The organism is Bacillus salacetis (genome assembly GCF_049177075.1).
Classification (GTDB): Bacteria; Bacillota; Bacilli; order Bacillales; family Bacillaceae_B; genus Rossellomorea; species Rossellomorea salacetis_A.
In genome coordinates this window covers 2857451-2876522 of sequence record NZ_CP185377.1, presented here as the reverse complement: position 1 = coordinate 2876522, position 19072 = coordinate 2857451, and the positions used below count along the sequence as shown (strand labels likewise).

Here is a 19072-nt window from a genome sequence, read left to right as displayed (position 1 = left end):
ATTAAACAGAATCCTTCTCATATGATTTATGGGAGGGATTTTTTTGTTGCTGTCCATATTCAAATTAGCCGTGTCTTTAATAACAGGATACCTTTTCATTAAGTGGTGTCCTGTTATTGAGCTGGTAAGCGTATCTGATATCATTGTTGAACTTGTGTTGGATCCCGTTAAATTTTTTGCATCCTCTATTGCATTTATGGCAGGTTTCTTAATCAATGCGGATTTAATAAAAAAGGAGATTGCCATGATCATAGATCTATTTCATGGAGAATACTCTGCGGAGATCTTTTTGATCCCCCTGCATATCGGGGGTTTTTATCTTCTAAGTATAGCGGGTTTGTGGCAGACATTATTATTCTTATGTTTAGCTCTTGTTTATGGTATGATTTCTGTAGATTTTTCAGGAAATAGCAGGAGGTCTTCATGATAGAACTTATAGGCTTACTAATATGCTGTGGATTGCTTTTGCTCATTTATATGTTGAGAGAAGCATTTATAGATAAAGTTAAAGTTGAGGAATTGCGTTTTGATGATTATCCCGGTTCAGCCGAACCGTTAAACATCTTCTTTATTTCAGACATCCATAGAAGAAAAGTTCATGAAAGAATCATTTCTGAGGTCATGGGTAAAACAGATATTGTCGTAATCGGAGGGGACCTGACTGAAAAAGGGGTTCCCTTTGATCGGATACAGCATAACCTTCAAAAGTTAAAAAAGCTGGGACCTGTCTATTTCATATGGGGAAACAATGATTATGAGGCTGAAGAAACAGCTTTTCGACGCCTTCTAAAGAGTAATGGTGTCATCCTGTTAGAAAATGCATCATTACTGCTGGGAGGGGATGAAGATCATCCACTGGCTTTGATAGGTGTAGAAGATCTCAGTTTCGGAAGGGATGATATAGAAAAGGCGTTTGATGGGGTTCCTGATGATTCATTCAGGATTCTTTTGGCACATAATCCGGACACAATTAAAAAACTCGAGAAAAGACATCAGGTAAGCCTGATGCTGAGCGGGCATACGCATGGGGGACAAATTCGCATCCTGGGGTTTGGCATGTATCAAAGAGGCTGTATTTCGACTGTTGCCGGGACAGTTGTTATGGTCAGCAATGGTTATGGGACAACCGCTCTTCCATTAAGGCTGGGCGCTCCCCCGGAAACCCATTTGATTACAATAAAAGGAAAATAAGAGAGTGTTCAAAGAGTCAACATTTTACAGTTGTAAATCACTCCATTATAATTTTAGTACAGGGTACATTTGGAGGATTTAATATGACAAACAATTCCGAAGGAAAATATAATATCAAAGCTATTTCCAAAATGCTCGGAATCCAGCCAGGGACCTTAAGAGCATGGGAGAGAAGATATAAAATGATTGCACCGGTCCGGAATGAATCCGGCCACCGCCTTTACTCAGATGAACATCTGCGCATACTAAAATGGCTTGTATCAAAAGTGGAACAGGGCTTTACGATCAGTCAGGCAGTTTCCCTGCTGGACAAGCAGGAAGTGACGGAAGAATTGGATTCCGAGAGTCAAACCGGTAACCGGATGTATGACCTGACTGAAGAACTTTTACAGGCATTGCTTCAGTTTGATGAAACAAAGGCCCACCAGCTTATGAATACGGCTTTTTCACTTTATACAATTGACAAGGTGGTCATTGATGTCCTGGGGACTCTCTTAGTCAAAATAGGTGATCTATGGGAGCACAATGAAATTACAACAGCTCATGAACATTTTGCATCAGCTGTATTGAGAGCACGAATTTCAACCCTAATGCAGACATTTCCCCATAATGGTCTATTGCCTAAAGTTGTTGCTGTTTGCGGTCCTGGGGAGTTTCATGAACTTGGGCTCCTTATCTTTACCGTCTATGTTAGGCGAAAAGGCTTTGAAGTGATCTATCTTGGATCCAGCATCCGGGAGGAAGATATTGAGGTTGTCGTCGACACGGTTAAACCGAGGTTTTTATTCTTATCGTGCACCATGAGGGAGAACATCGATCAAACACTCGGTATTATAGACAAACTGCAGGAAGAAAAAGAATCTTTGCATGTAGGTGTCGGAGGACTTGCTGTGAACACACTGCCTCATCACTTGAAGGAAAAATACAAAGCAAACCTTGTCGGCACCAAGAAAGAAGACTGGGATATCTGGCTTAGAAGCAACTTATAAAAGGAATATATTTTACAGCTCAAGCGGCAGCAGTCCGTTTGAGTTTTTTTGTCAAGACCATGGAGAAATTCTCCTGTATGCCAAATGAAAATTTATCAAATATCAGTAAACCTGCGCTGGGAACGAACCTTCTTTTCCTCCTTACATAGTATGTTGGTAACCATTCATACTCAGGGGGCGGAAATATGAAGCTTGAGCGGTTATCCAGCAACACCGTTAAATTTTCGATCAGCATCGCTGAATTAGAAACAAAGGGAATACTAGAGGATGATCAGTGGAAAGATTCATTGGTTTGGCATGAATTTTTTGAAGAGCTGATGGATGAGATGTATAGTGAGTATGGAATCGACTTGGAAAGCACTGTAACCGTCGAGATTAATTCAGTTAACTCAAATGAAATGGTCCTAATCCTTACATTGAATGAAGAGGAATCTTTTGAGGATAATCCTTTTATAGATGGAGGGGCAGTGAAAGAGGATCTTTTGTATAAATTTATGCAATTCGAAGATGTACTGTCCTTCACCCGGCGCCTGACGCCTTCAGATTATGAAGAAATCTCTCTTTATTCAAAAGATGATATATACTTCATTGAGATAAAGGAATGGAGCAGCAGACTTGCCTCTTTAGTTGGTGAATATGGAGAAAAAGCAGCTGAAACCATTCATGTATTGAAAGAATATGGAAACATAATCATTGATAAAAAATGCAGGGAAGTATTAATGGATCACTTTGGGGTATAGCCGTGCAGGAGGGCAGGAAATTACTGTCCTCTTTTTCATTGACTGAAATGGCCTGCCTTTAAGTAAAGGACAAAAAAAGTCTGGTTTTAATGAATATAGAGAGTGCGTTCGGGTAAAAAAATAATGGAGAAGCAACAGTCAAAATCAGATAATATTGAAAATGACAGCGTTTTCAAAAAAACGAACTTTTTTTATTTTTGTATCTTTGCAACCACATATCAAACGTGTATACTATTGCTTGTAAAGGCGGACATGTTTCCGTAAAACAGTGAATCGAACTGGGAGGTTTACATTAATGGTAGCCGAGAAAGATGCAGCAAGCAACAATCCTGAAGAGAAGAATGATGTCCTGAAATCGACACAAACAGTAATTCAGCTCGCTCTTGAAAAATTGGGATACTCAGAAGAAGTCTATGAGCTTCTTAAAGAGCCTGTTAGAATGCTTACAGTTAAAATACCTGTCCGAATGGACGATGGAAAAATAAAAGTATTTACCGGGTATCGTGCTCAGCATAATGATGCGGTTGGGCCTACAAAAGGCGGAATCCGGTTCCACCCGAATGTAACAGAGAAGGAAGTTAAGGCTCTTTCAATCTGGATGAGTTTAAAATGCGGAATCGTCGATCTTCCATATGGAGGCGGAAAAGGCGGGATCGTTTGTGATCCCCGTGACATGTCATTTAGGGAATTGGAGCGGTTGAGCCGCGGGTATGTCCGTGCAATCAGCCAGATTGTAGGGCCGACAAAGGACATTCCTGCGCCTGATGTATTTACTAATTCACAAATCATGGCGTGGATGATGGATGAATACAGCCGCATTGACGAATTTAACTCACCTGGCTTCATTACTGGAAAACCGCTTGTCCTTGGTGGTTCACATGGACGGGAAACAGCGACTGCTAAAGGTGTGACGATCTGTATACGTGAAGCAGCCAAGAAAAAAGGGATCGAACTGGAAGGAGCGAGAGTTGTAGTCCAAGGGTTCGGAAATGCCGGAAGTTTCCTTGCCAAGTTCATGCATGATGCCGGAGCAAAAGTGATCGGTATTTCGGATGCATACGGCGGTCTTCATGATCCAAACGGTTTGGATATTGATTACCTGCTGGACAGACGCGACAGCTTTGGCACAGTAACAAAACTCTTCAATAATACAATCAGCAATAAAGAATTATTGGAACTTGACTGCGATATCCTGGTTCCTGCAGCAATCGAGAACCAGATTACGGAAGAAAATGCAGGAAATATCCGTGCAAGCATAGTTGTTGAAGCTGCAAACGGACCGACAACTCTGGAAGCAACCAAGATTCTGACTGAACGTGATATTCTTCTCGTCCCGGATGTTCTGGCATCTTCAGGCGGAGTAACCGTTTCTTACTTCGAATGGGTACAAAACAACCAGGGCTATTACTGGACGGAGGAAGAAGTAGAAGAGAAACTGGAAAAAATCCTTGTAGCTTCTTTCAATAATGTATATGATGCTGCTCAAACACGCAGAGTGGATATGAGGCTGGCGGCTTACATGGTCGGAGTCAGAAAAATGGCAGAAGCCAGCAGATTCAGAGGCTGGATTTAATAACTTTTGAACAGAGGCATATTGGCCTCTGTTTTTTTTGTTGGGGAAGGGACTGTTTAAAGCAGGGATAATGTGAAAAAATCCAACCATTCCAATGTATATTGTGCATTTTATTTGAGATTCTGCTGCTAATGTTTTGCATCCACCATCAAATTCTCCTATCATATTATGGTAGGAGAATTTTTATAATTTATCGATTAAATTAGGCATGATAAAAATATATAAGAATGTGACGACCCCAGAGGAGTGAAGGCAATGAGACAAGAAGAGTGCATCATCGTGGGCGGAGGACCTTGCGGTATGTCTGCGGCCATAGAATTGAAGAAAATCGGTATCAATCCCTTGATTATTGAAAAAGGCAACATCGTGAATGCTATATATAATTACCCGACACATCAAACTTTCTTCAGCTCCAGTGAAAAGCTGGCGATCGGTGATGTACCGTTTATTATTGAACAGCATAAACCGAAGAGGAACCAGGCATTAGTTTATTACAGGGAAGTAGCTAAGCTGCATGACCTTAGGATAAACAGGTTTGAAGAGGTTCAGGATGTCACAAAAACGGGGAATGGCCGCTTTGTGGTGAAGACAGCTAAAGAGGAATATGAAACCAAACGGGTCATCATCGCTACTGGTTACTATGACCATCATAATAAATTGGATGTCAAAGGAGGGGACCTTGATAAGGTCCACCACTATTTTAAAGAAGCACACCCTTACTTTGATACAGATGTGGTTGTCATTGGAGGCAAAAACTCGGCAGTGGATGCAGCTATAGAATTACAAAAAGCTGGAGCCCGGGTGACCGTCCTATATCGGGGAAGTGATTATTCCAGCAGTATCAAACCCTGGATATTACCTGAATTTGAGGCCTTGGTGAAAAATGGAAAAGTAGGGATGGAATTTAATGCAGAAGTAAAGGAAATCACCGATGATAAAGTCAAATACTCTACAGGAGGGGAGACGAAGGAATTAAAAAACGATTTCGTCTTTGCCATGATTGGCTATCATCCGGATCATTCATTCTTAACTAAGATGGGGGTTAATATCGATCACGAAACAGGAAGGCCTCAGTTCAACCCTGATTCCATGGAAACAAATGTGCAAGGAATTTTCATAGCTGGAGTTATAGCAGCGGGGAACAATGCGAATGAAATCTTCATTGAAAATGGCCGGTTTCATGGAGGCCTGATTGCTGAAGCGATTAAAGAAAAAGATGACACATTAGAATAAAAAGAAAAATGGCCCGGGAAGCCTTCCCGGGCCATTCTTAATTAATTTTTAAATATCTCTTCAACTTCCTTCAAATCCGGTTCGTTGGACGCCGAAAGGGCTACAAGAAGCTTCAGTCTGGCTTTTTGTCCGTTTAGACCATTGGAAAAGATGACCCCCATCTCTTTTAACTGCTTCCCGCCGCCGGCATAGCCGTAGATATCCTGGGCAATGCCGTTGAAACATCTGGAAACAAGGACCACCGGGATTTTTTCCTCAATGAGGCCTTCAAGACCCTCCACTGCAGCAGGGGGGAGATTACCTTGTCCAAGTGCTTCTACTATGACCCCATCATATTTCAGATCTCTTAAGGCAAACAGCAGGGCGGAATCCATTCCCGCATGAGCCTTAATGAGAGCGATTTTTTTGGATACGCCATTTACTGAATATTTTTCCAGTGAAGTTGGTTTATGATGGAATATAACTCCCCGTTTTGTCACTATCCCAATTGGGCCGTATTGAGGGCTTTGGAAGGTGGACACATTGCTTGTGTGGGTTTTGGTGACGTTCTTGGCTGAATGGATTTCATCATTAAGGACAACCAGGACCCCTTTATCCACGGAGTTTTCATTGGCTGCAACCTTTATGGATGATAAAAGGTTATAAAGTCCATCTGCGCCGATTTCGTTGCTTGAACGCATTGCTCCGGTTACAACAATGGAAATCGGCAGATCAACAGTCAAGTCGAGGAAGTATGCTGTTTCCTCCAAGGTGTCGGTCCCATGTGTAATGACTGCCCCTTGGAACTGTTTCTGTTTATATTCTTCTTCAATAATTTGTTTCAGCTGAAGCATGTGATCAGGTGTGATATGAGGGGAGGGAAGGTGGAACGCTTCTCTCACTGTAATATCTGCCAATTGCTCCAGGGATGAAGAATGTGTAGACAGAGGGTTTTCTTCACCAGGTTTAACAGCACCGGTTGCGGCATCTTCCATCATGGAAATGGTTCCGCCTGTGTGGATGACTAAAATATGTTTTTTCATATGTAATCTTCATCTCCTTTGAATATACTCATGTAATTGCAATCGGATATTTTCTTTCTCCCATCTACATGATACGATTAAGAAAACAGAAAGAAAAGAGGACAAATTTTATGCTGGTGATCTTATCAGCTGGTTTCGCACCTGGGCTGGCTTTGCTCAGCTATTTCTATCTGCGTGATGAATTTGAGACCGAACCGGTTTCCTTCATCATCAAAACATTTATGTATGGTGCCGTATTGACCTTTCCGATTATGTTCCTTCAATATGTATTACAGGCTGAGGGAATCATCACTTCACCTTGGATCAATGCATACGTTTCTGCGGGTCTGCTGGAAGAGTTCTTCAAATGGTTTATTTTATTTTTCGCCGTAGCGCAGCATGTGGAATTCAATGATCCGTACGATGGCATCATCTACGGAGCGAGTGTATCACTTGGTTTTGCCACCGTTGAGAACATCCTTTATCTTGTTGCCCATGGCGTAGAATTTGCGATTGGCAGAGCGCTGCTTCCTGTTTCTGCACATGCTCTATTCGGGGTGGTCATGGGATATTATCTCGGCAAAGCCAAGTTTGCCGGCCAGCACCTGAAAATGAAGCGAATTTACATGTCGCTGTTAATCCCTTTTGTTTTACATGGAACCTATGATTTTATACTGGGCACCGGGAGAAACTGGATTTTTTATATGATTCCATTTATGTTATTCCTTTGGTGGACCGGCCTTAGGAAAATCAAAAGTGCCCATCGATTGACCACTAAACACTACGACCAAAACGAAATGAATAAAAAAATATCGATATAGACCTTTCATTCAAAAAGTGTGAATTTGATATGAGGGGTCTTTTTTATATTCCACCATCACCTCCTAATACTTCCTCTGCCTAAATATAAACCCTGTGTATGTATAAAATGGGTCCTACTACAGAAACTAGGTTTAATGTTAATACATGATTTGGAGGGTAAGCATGGTGAAAAAACACATCAAGTTGACAACAGTTTTTCTGCTCATGGTGCTTATATTATCAACTTTATCATTTACAAATGAAACGGACCACGCAGGAGCATTCTCTAACCAGGTCATCCAAAAAGGGGCGACCGGGGAAGATGTCATTGAATTACAGTCCCGCTTACAGTACATCGGTTACTATAATGGTAATATCGATGGTGTATTCGGCTGGGGTACTTACTGGGCAGTCAGGAATTTTCAATATGAATTCGGCTTGCCTATTGATGGACTGGCAGGACAAGAGACGAAAGATAAACTTGTAAAAGCTTCAAAGTATAATAAAGAGTTTGTGAAAAAACAGATTAATCAAGGGAAAGACTTTACCCATTACGGAGGCACTGATTTAGCCAAGCAGTCGGAGGGCGGAGGCAAAGCAGGAGGCGGGGGTGGTGGAACACCTGCGAAACAGGGAACCGCTCCTGAAAAATCAAATACGCCCAAAAAACCGACTGCGGTAAATATTCCAAACGGATTTTCCCAAAATGATATACAGCTTATGGCTAATGCCGTCTATGGTGAAGCCAGAGGTGAACCATATGAAGGCCAGGTTGCTGTCGCGGCTGTAATCCTGAACAGAGTGGACAGTCCTTCTTTTCCAAACACAGTTGCGGGTGTCATTTTCGAACCGGGTGCTTTTACAGCCGTTGCGGATGGCCAGATTTGGCTGACTCCTAATGAAAGGGCTAAAGAGGCTGTTATGGATGCCATTCAGGGCTGGGACCCTTCAGAGAATGCCCAATACTATTTTAATCCTGTTACAGCAACAAGCAAGTGGATATGGAGCAGGCCGCAAATCAAGAAAATTGGTAAACACATATTCTGTAACTAAGGGGTGATCAGGTTTGATCCGAGGTATATTGATTGCAGTGCTGGCCATAGGGGTAGCAGGTACAGCTTACTGGGGATATCAAGAACATCAAGAGAAAAATGCCATACTCATCAATGCAGAGAATAACTATCAGCGTGCCTTTCATGAGTTAACTTATCAAATAGACCTCCTGCATGACAAAATAGGGACAACGCTTGCGATGAACTCGAAGAAGTCATTGTCCCCTGAACTTGCAGATGTATGGAGATTGACTTCGCAGGCGCATAGTGATGTGGGGCAGCTTCCGCTCACGTTGCTCCCTTTCAATAAAACGGAGGAATTCCTTGCTAGTATCGGGGATTTCAGTTACAGGGTTGCCGTAAGGGACCTCGACAAAGAACCTTTATCCGATGAGGAGTACAAGAATCTGCAGCAGCTGTATGAGCAAAGCGCGGATATACAGAAAGAATTAAGGAACGTCCAGCACCTTGTCATTGAAAACAACCTTCGCTGGATGGATGTAGAGATGGCCCTGGCAACAGGTAAAGAGCAGGCAGATAATACGATCATCGACGGGTTCAAAACAGTTGAAAAGACTGTAGATGGATATGATGAAGCCAATTTCGGTGGACCAACATTCGTCAATACCCAAAAGAAAAATGATAATTATAAGAGCCTCCAAGGTGAGAAGATTTCCAAGGAAAAAGCAGTCGATATCATGAAGAAATATACAAGAATCAAAGATGTGAAAGAAGTGAAGGTTACGGAAAACGGCAAAGGATCGAATTTTGGTTTTTACAGTGTTTCACTTGCAAATACGGACAGCGAAGCAAGTATGGATATAACCAAAAAGGGTGGTTATCCGATTTACTTCATTCATAACCGGGATGTCGAGACAAGCAATATCAGCCTTAACGAAGCAGCCAATAAAGCTGCTGCATTTCTAAAAGATAATAAATTCAAGGATCTGGAGTTATTTGAAAGTGCTCAATATAATAATCTAGGCGTATTTACTTATGTAACAACGTTGAATGGCGTAAGGATTTACCCGGATGCGTTAAAATTGAAAGTGGCACTTGATAATGGCCAGGTTATCGGTTTTGCTGCGGAGGAATATCTGAAAAACAATCAGGAGCGGAACATTCCTGAACCGGCATTAAGCAAAGCTGAAGCACAAGGGAATATCAATCCGAAAGTTAAGATCATGGAAGACAGGTTGGCAGTCATTGTAAATGAGTTGAATGAAGAAGTATTATGTTATGAGTTTCTTGGAATGCTCGGCAATGATACTTACAGGATTTATATAAACGCAGACAACGGAATTGAAGAAAAGGTAGAAAAGCTTAAAAATGCAGAGCCTATATTCGAAGAAACAGTATAAGGGACACAGGCAGCAGATTTTGATCTGCTGTCTGTTTTGTTTGTTTATTAAGAGTTTCAGCAAGGAGTGAAACTGTATAAAAACTATAGCCGAAATAAGAAAATCATGACATAATATACCTATAATACATATTGGGTGAATTTTGAAAATTTGATTACAGCTGGATATGCAAACGAGGAAGTGTAGTTATGTTAAAAATAGGGACAATACTGACTTTAGAGCCTGTTCAGGCGGAAAAGGCCGAGAAATACAGATGTAAAGTGGTTGAGTTCAATGGTTCCAGGTTATATATTGATTATCCTGTTCATACAGAAACCGACAGGACTGTTTTCTTGATTGATGGAACACAGCTGAAGGTTAGCTTTGTATATAATGATACAACCGTTTATTCATTCGAAACGGAAGTGACCGGCAGGAAAAAAAGCAATATCCCTATGATCTGCCTTCACTATCCAGGCAGCAATGAGCTTGTAAAGGTGCAGAGAAGACAATTTGTGAGGGTTGATGCTGCAGTGGATGCTGCCGTCATTACTCCACGAGTTTCTTACCCTACCATTACCACAGATATCAGTGCAGGGGGATGTGCCGTTAAAGTACAGAAAAACCAGTCATATGAAGCCGGAATGGAAGTTGAAATCATACTGGTCTTGCCGATGCAGACAGGGGAGTACCACTATTTGAATGTTCCATGCCGTGTGGTGAGGATTTGGGATAAAAGCACTAATAGAATTGCCTCCCTGGAATTCACCGAATTGAAAGATTTACAGCAGCAGAATATTCTGAGATTCTGCTTTGAGAGGCAGCTGGCGTTAAGGAATAAGGGGTTAATTGAATAGAAGTTCGAAAAGAACCTTCAAAAGTAAATCCTGTCCGAGAAACGAATAAAATGATTATGGACAACCCATACTTTTAGTAAACTGCTGAAAGAATGGAAGGTCGAAATGAAAAGAATCGAACGATTGCTTATCAAACTGGCATTTTTACATTTTGTCCTCCTGCTTATCACTCAAATCGTCTTTCATGGATTGGATTTCCTGCCTGAATTAAATAAGCTGGCATTTTATGAAGGTGTAAACAAGCAGGAACATACTGAGATCATTGATGTCCTGAACAGCCAGAAGGATCTGGGGTCGGAGAGAGATTGAATGCTCTCTCTTTTTTCTTGCGGGTATGCGGCAGGTTGAAGGATTTAAAGCACATTAGAACAATCTATGTGTGTAATGCTTTTTTTATGGTAAAATATACGAGAATTTAAGCTATAGAATAATAAAGTGGGTGTTTTAATTTTATGGATAAGAAATTAAGGATTGCAATTGACGGCCCGGCAGCTGCAGGAAAAAGCACGGTTGCCAAAATTGTGGCAGAAAAACTTTCATATATTTATATCGATACAGGAGCAATGTATCGCTCTATTACTTATAAGGCGATTGAGAGCGACGTGGATCTCAATGATGAGGAAAACCTTCATAAGCTTCTTCTGGATACAAAAATTGAGCTTGCCCCAGGACCGGATGGCCAGCTGGTATACGTAGACGGGCAAGAGGTAACACAGGAGATCAGGCAGAATAATGTAACAAATTCTGTATCAATCGCCGCTAAACACCGTCTTGTACGTGAAGAAATGGTCAAAAGGCAGCAAGAGCTGGCAAATGAGGGCGGTGTTGTAATGGATGGCCGGGATATTGGTACACATGTCATCCCTGATGCTGAAGTGAAAGTATTCCTGTTAGCCAGTGTAGAAGAAAGAGCCAAAAGAAGGCATAGTGAAAACACATCGAAAAGCATACCATCCGACCTGGAGCAATTGAAATCCGAAATTGCCCAAAGGGATAAACTTGATTCCGAACGTGAGGTATCACCTCTTAAAAAAGCAAGTGATGCAGTTGAAATTGATACTACTTCCCTTGGGATTGACGAAGTGGCTTCCAGGATTCTTGCTCTGGTATCAGAAAGGACAGGGGCTCGATGAAGTTTTACTATTTTGCAAAAGGTGTTGTGAAGGGCATCCTGGCACCCTTATACAGAATAGAGGTGCAGGGAACGGAGCATTTCCCGAAAGACGGCGGTGTCTTGCTTTGCAGCAATCATATAAATAATCTGGATCCCCCTGTTGTGGGGATCAGCTGCCCAAGACCGGTGGCATTCATGGCCAAGGAAGAATTGTTCCGGGCCCCGGTGTTAAAAAATATTCTGCCCCATGTCAATGCTTTTCCTGTAAAACGGGGGATGAGTGACAGAGAGGCATTAAGGACCGGCATGAAAATTTTAAAGGAAAATAATGTTTTAGGACTTTTTCCTGAGGGTACTAGAAGTAAAACCGGAAAGTTAGGAAAAGGCTTGGCCGGTGCCGGGTTCTTTGCTCTGCGCACAGACGCCGCTGTAGTTCCATGTGCGATCATCGGTTCTTATAAACCATTCAGAAAATTGAAAGTGGTTTTTGGACCGCCTGTCGATCTGGAAGGGATGAAAGCGGAGAAAGCAAACGCTGAGAAAGTAACGGAAGTCATAATGGGTGAAATCCAAAAACTTTTGGATGAACATCAGTAAGGTTTTCTGCTTGACAAATGAGCCCATTTATTAGAAGTTAGTAGAAAGAATATTTTTAAAGATAAGTGAATTCACTCACTTTAAAATGATTAGCAGTCAAGGATTAAGGAGGAGTACATATGGTAGAAGACATGAACCAAGTGGAAGTAAACAACCTTGAAGTTGGTGACAAGGTTAAAGGAACAGTCACGAAAGTTGAAGAAAAGCAAGTCCTTGTTGATGTAGAAGGCAGCAAAGTGGACGGCATTATTCCGATCAGTGAATTATCCAGCCTCCATATTGAAAAAGCTTCTGATGCATGCCAGGAAGGCGATGTACTTGATTTAATCGTAACGAAAGTGGAAGAGGAGCTATTGGTCCTTTCCAAGCGTAAAGTTGACGCTGAAAAAGCATGGGATGAAATGCAAAGCCGTTTTGAAAGCGGGGAAGTCTTTGAAGCTGAAGTCAAGGATGTCGTAAAGGGCGGCCTTGTGGTTGATCTTGGTGTGCGCGGATTCGTTCCTGCTTCACTTGTTGAAGATCATTATGTTGAAGATTTCAGTGATTACAAAGGAAAAACCCTGACTTTTAAAATTGTCGAGCTGGAAAAAGATAAAAACCGCTTGATCCTTTCTCACCGTGCAGTCGTTGAGGAACAAAAAGAAGAGCAGAAAAAAGAAGTACTGGATAAAATTGAAACTGGCGAAGTCCTTGAGGGAACAGTCCAGCGTTTGACAGACTTCGGTGCCTTTGTTGATATCGGCGGAGTCGATGGACTAGTCCATATCTCCCAGCTTTCACATGAGCACGTTGAAAAACCATCTGATGTAGTATCAGAAGGACAAAAGGTCAATGTCAAGGTTCTATCCGTAGATCGTGACAATGAAAGAATTTCACTTTCTATCAAAGAAACATTGCCTGGACCATGGAATGACATTGCAAGCAGGGCACCTAGAGGCGAAGTGCTTGAAGGAGAAGTGAAGCGCCTTGTGTCTTACGGGGCTTTCGTTGAAGTCTTCCCTGGGGTTGAGGGCCTTGTGCACATTTCTCAAATTTCCCATAAGCATATCGGCACACCTCATGAAGTTCTTGAAGAAGGCCAGACGGTCAAAGTCAAAGTTCTTGATGTAAACGAAAACGATCAGCGTTTATCCCTAAGCATCAAGGAATTAGAAGAAAAGCCTGTTGAAGAATATGATGATTATGAGATGCCTGAAGAAAACACCGGCTTCCAGCTTGGTGACATGATCGGGGATAAATTAAAAAACTTTAAGAAATAACGAGTAAGAGCCGGCCGGGCAGCGGCCGGCTTTTTTCTGTCTGGAAAAAGGGGTTAATAGACCAAATTTCCGTGAAGCAGGTGAAAAGATGGTGTATTAAAGAAAGAATTGAACCAAATTTTTTCGAAGGCCGCGAAAAATTGGTTGATTAAGTAAAAGAATGCACCAAATTTTTGAGGTTGTAGCGATAAAGTGGTTTATTAATCAAAGTAATGGACCAAATTGTAACTGCCAGCTCAAAAAATTGGCTTAGTAATCGAAAGAAGGGACCAAGTTTTGTTGAAGCAAGTGAAAATCTGGTCTGTTACTCATAAGATGCCCCTGAAATACACGGCCATTTAGATCCGTATTAAGTTAAAAGACCCCCGCGGCACAAAGCAGCGGGGGTCCTTTTCGAGTTTACCTCTGTCTCCGTCTTGACTCCTCGGGGCTTTCCAATCTTGTTGCCCCTGCTTTTTCCAGCGTTTGGTCTCTGTCAGATTCCACTCTTCCGCTTTTTCTTAATTTTTTCTCCTGGCGATCTTTTCCCATTGTAACCACACCTCCTGTCTTTAATTTTTTCTAGAAAGAATTCAAGTATGCATGAATGGATTACATAAAGATTTTCCATAATGGAATAATAGGAGGTAGGTACATGGATGGTTTAATGTTTTTATGGATGATGTGGCTATGCTGGATTATTAGTACGTTTTTACTGGAAAAGCAAAATGATTGGCGATTAAGAAGTTCTGCATCTGCCCTTATTCTAATTATCAGTTTCCCTTTTGGAATAGAACTCTTCGGTTTACAAGTTGGTGTTTCAGCGGCACTGATATTTCTTTATTCAATGTATTTCATTAGAGGCTTTTCTCTTTCCGAAAAGCTTTATTTATTCCTGAGCAGTTCCATTATCGGGCTGTCTTACTCCAGTTTCACCTTATTATCGTTTTATGATCCCATCATGCTGATTATGGACAAGAAAATCATGGTCTCGGTCATACTCATCATTCTCTCTGTATTGTTGTACGGTGATATGAAATTCCTCAAAAAAAGGCAGCTTGCCATTATCATAGGAATGCTGACAGGGGAATGTTTAACGGGAAATATCTTTATCCAAAATAAATTACCATATCAGATAGGAGGATCTTCATTTCTTGACGTGCTTTCTATAATAGTGGCCAGCGGGTTTGCCCTGCATCTGTTCCAGTACTTAGCCAACTCACAATCAAGTTACATCAAATCTGCACTCAAAAAAGGAGAAGTCAAGAATATATGAATGAATATGTTTATCCAGTCATCTTTGGTGTAGTAGTAGGGACCTTAACACGTATATATATGCTTAGAACCGACTACCGGCAGTATCCTACATATTTGCATGGGAAAATCATACATATTGCTTTGGGCTTCATAGCAGCAGGCTTAGGGACTATTGCCGTTCCTGCATTATTAGAAGAGAATTTTACAGCAATTACTTTTCTGACGGTAGCGGCTTCCCAATTCAGGGATGTACGGAATATGGAGAGAAATACATTGACTGAATTGGATGCGTTTGAATTGGTGCCGAGGGGTGCGACCTATATTGAGGGGATAGCGATTGCATTTGAGAGCAGGAACTACCTTGTCATTTTCGCTTCTTTGCTTACTACCCTGGCTTATTTGGTTGTTAACTTTTGGGCGGCCCTTGTTGTGGGGATCATCAGCCTTATCGTTGCGCACAGGCTTATGGCCGGCGGGAAATTGAAGGATATAGTGAATATTGAGTTTATAGAACCGCACTTTGATGGGCCCGGCCTTTATGTCGATAACATCTACATCATGAATATTGGTTTGCCTGCGAGACAAGAGGAAATATTAAGATATGGAATGGGTTTTTTGCTTACTCCAAAATCATTCGACTCCAGGTCGACGATAGCCAACCTTGGACAGCGCCAGGCAATCTTGCATGATATGTCGACAACCCTTGGCATCTACAAGGATTCAGGGACCCCGGCACTTACTCCCCTTGCCAAAAGGGACCTTGATGATGGAAGGGTAGGCGTGTTTGTCCTTCCTCAGGAAAAAGATGTTGAGAAAGCGATAGCGGTTCTTGGGCAGGTCCCCACCCTTGAAAATGCGATCAGAATGCCTACAGAGTCAAAAGCGAATAAAAAGGGGAGGAAACTTAAATGAGTTCAGTCGATAAGTTTATTCTCGCAGCCGTTACAACTTATCCCGAGAAAGTACCGAGCGGAACAGCCGTTTTCATTTGCAAGACTCAAGAACAGCTTGAAAAGGTATCAGCCAACCTGGAAGCCATCTTGGATGGAATAGCACATGAAATTGACGACGGCTTATTCATCATCGTCAGACACTGATAAAGGTAATACGGAGTGGAATTCTTAAGATTAATTGCTAGAAATTGCATTTACTGATAAAATAACGAAGTTAAGGGGGCTGGCCTGTAAGGAGAAAAATACCTTAAAAGGTCAGTCTTTAATTTATACACCTGAATAGAGAAAGCCCCTTAGCGATAGCCGAAGTCAAAAATAGACAAGCATTGTGAATTGTTGAAGAAATGATGATTGATGAATCAGGCTCTTTTCCTGAGTTTTTATAAAAGAAATTCTAAAAACATGAAGTGTCAATACGAGAAAAAAGCCTGCCAATTAACATATGTTCCTGACTTTTTCTGAAACAACGAAACATAAAAAAACGGCCTTTAATGTACCTAACAAACAGAAAGGGTGAACAATGTGACAAAACCAGTTGTTGCAATTGTAGGACGTCCCAATGTAGGGAAGTCCACCATCTTTAACCGCATCGTCGGTGAAAGAATCTCCATTGTGGAAGATGTTCCGGGAGTAACAAGAGACCGGATATACAGCTCAGCGGATTGGCTGACACATGACTTTAACATAATCGATACCGGAGGAATTGAAATTGGTGATGAACCGTTTCTTGAGCAGATCCGGCAGCAGGCTGAAATCGCTATTGATGAAGCCGATGTCATCATTTTCCTGACGAACGGCCGTGAAGGTGTAACAGCTGCGGATGAAATCGTGGCAAAAATCCTTTATCGTTCGAAGAAGCCGGTTGTGCTGGCAGTGAACAAAATTGATAACCCGGATATGAGAGAAATGGTTTATGATTTCTACTCATTGGGATTTGGCGAGCCATTCCCTATTTCAGGTGCTCATGGAATAGGGCTTGGCGACATGCTTGATGAAGTAGCCAAGAACTTTAAGAAAGATTCAGGGGAAACATACGCGGAAGATGTCATCAAATTCTCATTGATCGGCCGTCCGAACGTAGGGAAGTCTTCCCTGGTCAATGCGCTGCTTGGGGAAGATCGTGTCATTGTCAGCAATGTTGCCGGAACAACCCGGGATGCCATTGATTCAAAGCTTAAAGTTGATGGACAGGAGTATGTCATCATCGATACAGCAGGAATGCGGAAAAAAGGGAAAGTGTACGAATCCACTGAGAAATACAGTGTCCTTCGTGCTTTAAGGGCAATTGAACGCTCAGATGTTGTTTTAGTAGTGATTGACGGGGAAGAAGGAATCATCGAGCAGGACAAGAAGATTGCCGGATATGCTCATGAGGCTGGACGAGGTGTCATCATCGTCGTCAATAAATGGGATGCAGTGGAGAAAGACGAAAAGACAATGAAAAAATTCGAAGAAAATATCAGAGAGCACTTCCTGTTCCTGGATTATGCACCGATCATTTTCTTGTCTGCAAAAACAAAGAGAAGAATCCATACACTGATTCCGGTCATAAACCAGGTAAGTGAGAATCATGCATTGAGGGTTCAATCCAGCATCCTTAATGAAGTGATTGCTGATGCAGTAGCCATGAATCCGACTCCAACGGATAAAGGAAAGAGGCTGAAAGTATTCTATGCGACACAAGTGGCTGTAAAACCGCCTACCTTTGTCGTCTTTGTAAATGAACCGGAACTAATGCACTTTTCATATGCACGATTCCTGGAAAACAGGATAAGGGAAGCTTTTGCTTTTGAGGGTACACCAATCCGTATTATCGCGCGTGCACGAAAATAGATCTGGAGGGTGAGACTGTGGAGAAACCTTTGAAAACAATCTCAGTATTGGGAGCGGGAAGCTGGGGTACAGCTCTTGCAATGGTCCTTGCCGATAATAAGCATACTGTAAATCTGTGGGGACACAAAGCGGAACAAATGGAAGAGATCAACTCCATGCATACCAATGAGAAATACTTAAAGAACGTACAGCTTCCGGAAGGGATAAAAGGGTACACCGACCTTCAAGAAGCATTGGAAGGTGTTGAGACTGTCATTTTGGCGGTACCGACGAAAGCTGTCAGAGAAGTTCTTCAAAAGGTAAAGAAAATCGTATCCAAGCCTGTGATAATTGTACATGTGAGTAAAGGAATCGAGCCGGATACCTTAATGCGGATTTCAGAAATGATCGAAGAAGAAATGGATGATCAAACTCTGAAAGATGTCGTGGTTCTTTCAGGTCCGAGCCATGCAGAGGAAGTCAGCCTGAGACATCCTACTACGGTTACCGTATCTTCAGAAAATATGGAGTCCGCAGAACATGTTCAGGACCTTTTCATGAATCAAAATTTCAGAGTATATACAAATCCCGATGTTGTCGGCGTTGAAATTGGCGGGGCCTTGAAGAATATAATCGCGCTTGCCGCCGGAATCACGGATGGTCTTGGATATGGGGATAATGCCAAAGCGGCGTTGATCACACGAGGCCTTGCGGAAATTGCCAGACTGGGCAGTAAAATGGGGGCCAATCCGCTTACCTTTTCCGGTTTGACAGGAATAGGGGACCTTATCGTAACCTGCACCAGTGTTCACTCCAGAAACTGGAGAGCCGGAAACCAGCTGGGAAAAGGAAAGAATCTTCAAACTGTGCTGGATGAGATGGGGATGGTTGTGGAAGGTGTCAGGACCACAAAAGCAGCCTATCAACTGGCGGAAAAATACAATGTCCAGATGCCGATCACCAAGGCACTGTACGATGTCCTCTTCAACGGAGTTCCTTCAAAAGAGGCAGTGGACTCCTTGATGGGACGTATGAAAACACACGAAATGGAAGACCTATTTAACATACTGGGCGAAAAAATGACGGATTAATCCTCCATAATAGGCATTCGACGATGCAGTTACCTTTTATTTGCATAGGATGAATGGAACATAAACAGCTTTAAACATGGATGGGTTAACTGTCACCTTGGACTGAAGGAAGGAAATGAATCCTTGCTTCAGTCTTTTTTTGTGGCTGCATTTTTCAAATGATCCCTCAAGGACTTTAAAAGTGGGGTAGTGAAATGTAAAAGCCTTTAAGTCGCCTTTAAAGGACTTAAAAT

21 protein-coding genes are annotated in these 19072 nt (G+C 42.0%); 19 read left to right on the top strand and 2 right to left on the bottom strand.

The features are described 5' to 3' along the window. The first annotated feature begins 43 nt into the window (after window positions 1-43). The 6 genes from ACOJQI_RS15090 to ACOJQI_RS15065 all read left to right on the top strand — a co-directional run bounded on the left by ACOJQI_RS15090 (window position 44) and on the right by ACOJQI_RS15065 (window position 5726). Window positions 44-427, top strand: coding sequence for a hypothetical protein (locus ACOJQI_RS15090; RefSeq protein ID WP_421379298.1), 384 nt, complete (start codon window positions 44-46; stop codon window positions 425-427). Continuing rightward, window positions 424-1191 (top strand): metallophosphoesterase, encoded by a 768-nt coding sequence (locus ACOJQI_RS15085; protein ID WP_421379295.1) that lies wholly within the window; start codon window positions 424-426, stop codon window positions 1189-1191. Before ACOJQI_RS15090 ends, ACOJQI_RS15085 begins: the two co-directional genes overlap by 4 nt. Before the next feature lie 83 nt (window positions 1192-1274). Then, entirely contained in the window at window positions 1275-2180 is a 906-nt protein-coding gene (locus ACOJQI_RS15080; RefSeq protein WP_421379292.1) for a MerR family transcriptional regulator, read from the top strand. Between the two features lie 185 nt (window positions 2181-2365). Next, on the top strand, window positions 2366-2920 hold the full coding sequence (locus ACOJQI_RS15075; RefSeq protein ID WP_421379290.1) for an adaptor protein MecA: 555 nt from the start codon (window positions 2366-2368) through the stop codon (window positions 2918-2920). A 295-nt stretch (window positions 2921-3215) separates the two neighbouring features. Continuing rightward, window positions 3216-4493, top strand: coding sequence for a Glu/Leu/Phe/Val family dehydrogenase (locus ACOJQI_RS15070; RefSeq protein WP_421379288.1), 1278 nt, complete (start codon window positions 3216-3218; stop codon window positions 4491-4493). Window positions 4494-4748: 255 nt separating this feature from the next. Then, a complete protein-coding gene (locus ACOJQI_RS15065) occupies window positions 4749-5726 on the top strand; it encodes a YpdA family putative bacillithiol disulfide reductase (protein WP_421379286.1) in 978 nt (325 codons plus the stop codon). Between the two features lie 41 nt (window positions 5727-5767). On the opposite strand, the gene ACOJQI_RS15060 is transcribed toward ACOJQI_RS15065, so the two are convergent. After that, a complete protein-coding gene (locus tag ACOJQI_RS15060; protein ID WP_421379284.1) occupies window positions 5768-6748 on the bottom strand; it encodes an asparaginase in 981 nt (326 codons plus the stop codon). 110 nt (window positions 6749-6858) lie between these two features. Here ACOJQI_RS15060 and prsW point away from each other — a divergent pair, with 110 nt between their 5' ends. The 8 genes from prsW (at window position 6859) to rpsA (ending at window position 13747) form a co-directional block, all read left to right on the top strand. Then, entirely contained in the window at window positions 6859-7548 is a 690-nt protein-coding gene (gene prsW, locus ACOJQI_RS15055; RefSeq protein ID WP_421379282.1) for a glutamic-type intramembrane protease PrsW, read from the top strand. Between the two features lie 205 nt (window positions 7549-7753). Further along, window positions 7754-8581, top strand: a complete 828-nt coding sequence (gene sleB / locus ACOJQI_RS15050; RefSeq protein WP_421385480.1) for a spore cortex-lytic enzyme — start codon at window positions 7754-7756, stop codon at window positions 8579-8581. 13 nt (window positions 8582-8594) lie between these two features. Continuing rightward, window positions 8595-9941: a germination protein YpeB gene (gene ypeB / locus ACOJQI_RS15045; RefSeq protein WP_421379280.1), complete on the top strand. Its 1347-nt coding sequence runs from the start codon at window positions 8595-8597 to the stop codon at window positions 9939-9941. A 188-nt stretch (window positions 9942-10129) separates the two neighbouring features. After that, on the top strand, window positions 10130-10777 hold the full coding sequence (locus ACOJQI_RS15040) for a flagellar brake protein (RefSeq protein WP_421379278.1): 648 nt from the start codon (window positions 10130-10132) through the stop codon (window positions 10775-10777). A 105-nt stretch (window positions 10778-10882) separates the two neighbouring features. Next, window positions 10883-11086: a YpfB family protein gene (locus tag ACOJQI_RS15035; protein WP_421379276.1), complete on the top strand. Its 204-nt coding sequence runs from the start codon at window positions 10883-10885 to the stop codon at window positions 11084-11086. 143 nt (window positions 11087-11229) lie between these two features. After that, window positions 11230-11910, top strand: coding sequence for a (d)CMP kinase (cmk, locus tag ACOJQI_RS15030; RefSeq protein WP_421379274.1), 681 nt, complete (start codon window positions 11230-11232; stop codon window positions 11908-11910). After that, entirely contained in the window at window positions 11907-12488 is a 582-nt protein-coding gene (locus tag ACOJQI_RS15025) for a lysophospholipid acyltransferase family protein (protein WP_421379271.1), read from the top strand. Before cmk ends, ACOJQI_RS15025 begins: the two co-directional genes overlap by 4 nt. A 119-nt stretch (window positions 12489-12607) precedes the next feature. Further along, window positions 12608-13747, top strand: a complete 1140-nt coding sequence (gene rpsA / locus ACOJQI_RS15020) for a 30S ribosomal protein S1 (RefSeq protein WP_421379269.1) — start codon at window positions 12608-12610, stop codon at window positions 13745-13747. A 399-nt stretch (window positions 13748-14146) separates the two neighbouring features. On the opposite strand, the gene ACOJQI_RS15015 is transcribed toward rpsA, so the two are convergent. Further along, the gene (locus ACOJQI_RS15015) at window positions 14147-14278 is read right to left on the bottom strand and encodes a YpzI family protein (RefSeq protein WP_421379267.1); all 132 of its coding nucleotides are present in this window, start codon (window positions 14276-14278) and stop codon (window positions 14147-14149) included. 103 nt (window positions 14279-14381) lie between these two features. Here ACOJQI_RS15015 and ACOJQI_RS15010 point away from each other — a divergent pair, with 103 nt between their 5' ends. The 5 genes from ACOJQI_RS15010 (at window position 14382) to ACOJQI_RS14990 (ending at window position 18839) form a co-directional block, all read left to right on the top strand. After that, window positions 14382-15002 (top strand): YphA family membrane protein, encoded by a 621-nt coding sequence (locus tag ACOJQI_RS15010; protein ID WP_421379265.1) that lies wholly within the window; start codon window positions 14382-14384, stop codon window positions 15000-15002. Further along, window positions 14999-15895 (top strand): YIEGIA family protein, encoded by an 897-nt coding sequence (locus tag ACOJQI_RS15005; RefSeq protein ID WP_421379263.1) that lies wholly within the window; start codon window positions 14999-15001, stop codon window positions 15893-15895. Before ACOJQI_RS15010 ends, ACOJQI_RS15005 begins: the two co-directional genes overlap by 4 nt. After that, window positions 15892-16080 carry a capping complex subunit for YIEGIA gene (locus ACOJQI_RS15000; protein ID WP_421379261.1) on the top strand — a complete coding sequence of 63 codons (189 nt, stop codon included), beginning with the start codon at window positions 15892-15894 and terminating at the stop codon, window positions 16078-16080. Before ACOJQI_RS15005 ends, ACOJQI_RS15000 begins: the two co-directional genes overlap by 4 nt. 378 nt (window positions 16081-16458) lie before the next feature. After that, window positions 16459-17769 carry a ribosome biogenesis GTPase Der gene (gene der, locus ACOJQI_RS14995; protein ID WP_421379259.1) on the top strand — a complete coding sequence of 437 codons (1311 nt, stop codon included), beginning with the start codon at window positions 16459-16461 and terminating at the stop codon, window positions 17767-17769. A gap of 17 nt (window positions 17770-17786) precedes the next feature. After that, window positions 17787-18839, top strand: coding sequence for an NAD(P)H-dependent glycerol-3-phosphate dehydrogenase (locus ACOJQI_RS14990; protein ID WP_421379257.1), 1053 nt, complete (start codon window positions 17787-17789; stop codon window positions 18837-18839). Window positions 18840-19072 lie beyond the last annotated feature (233 nt).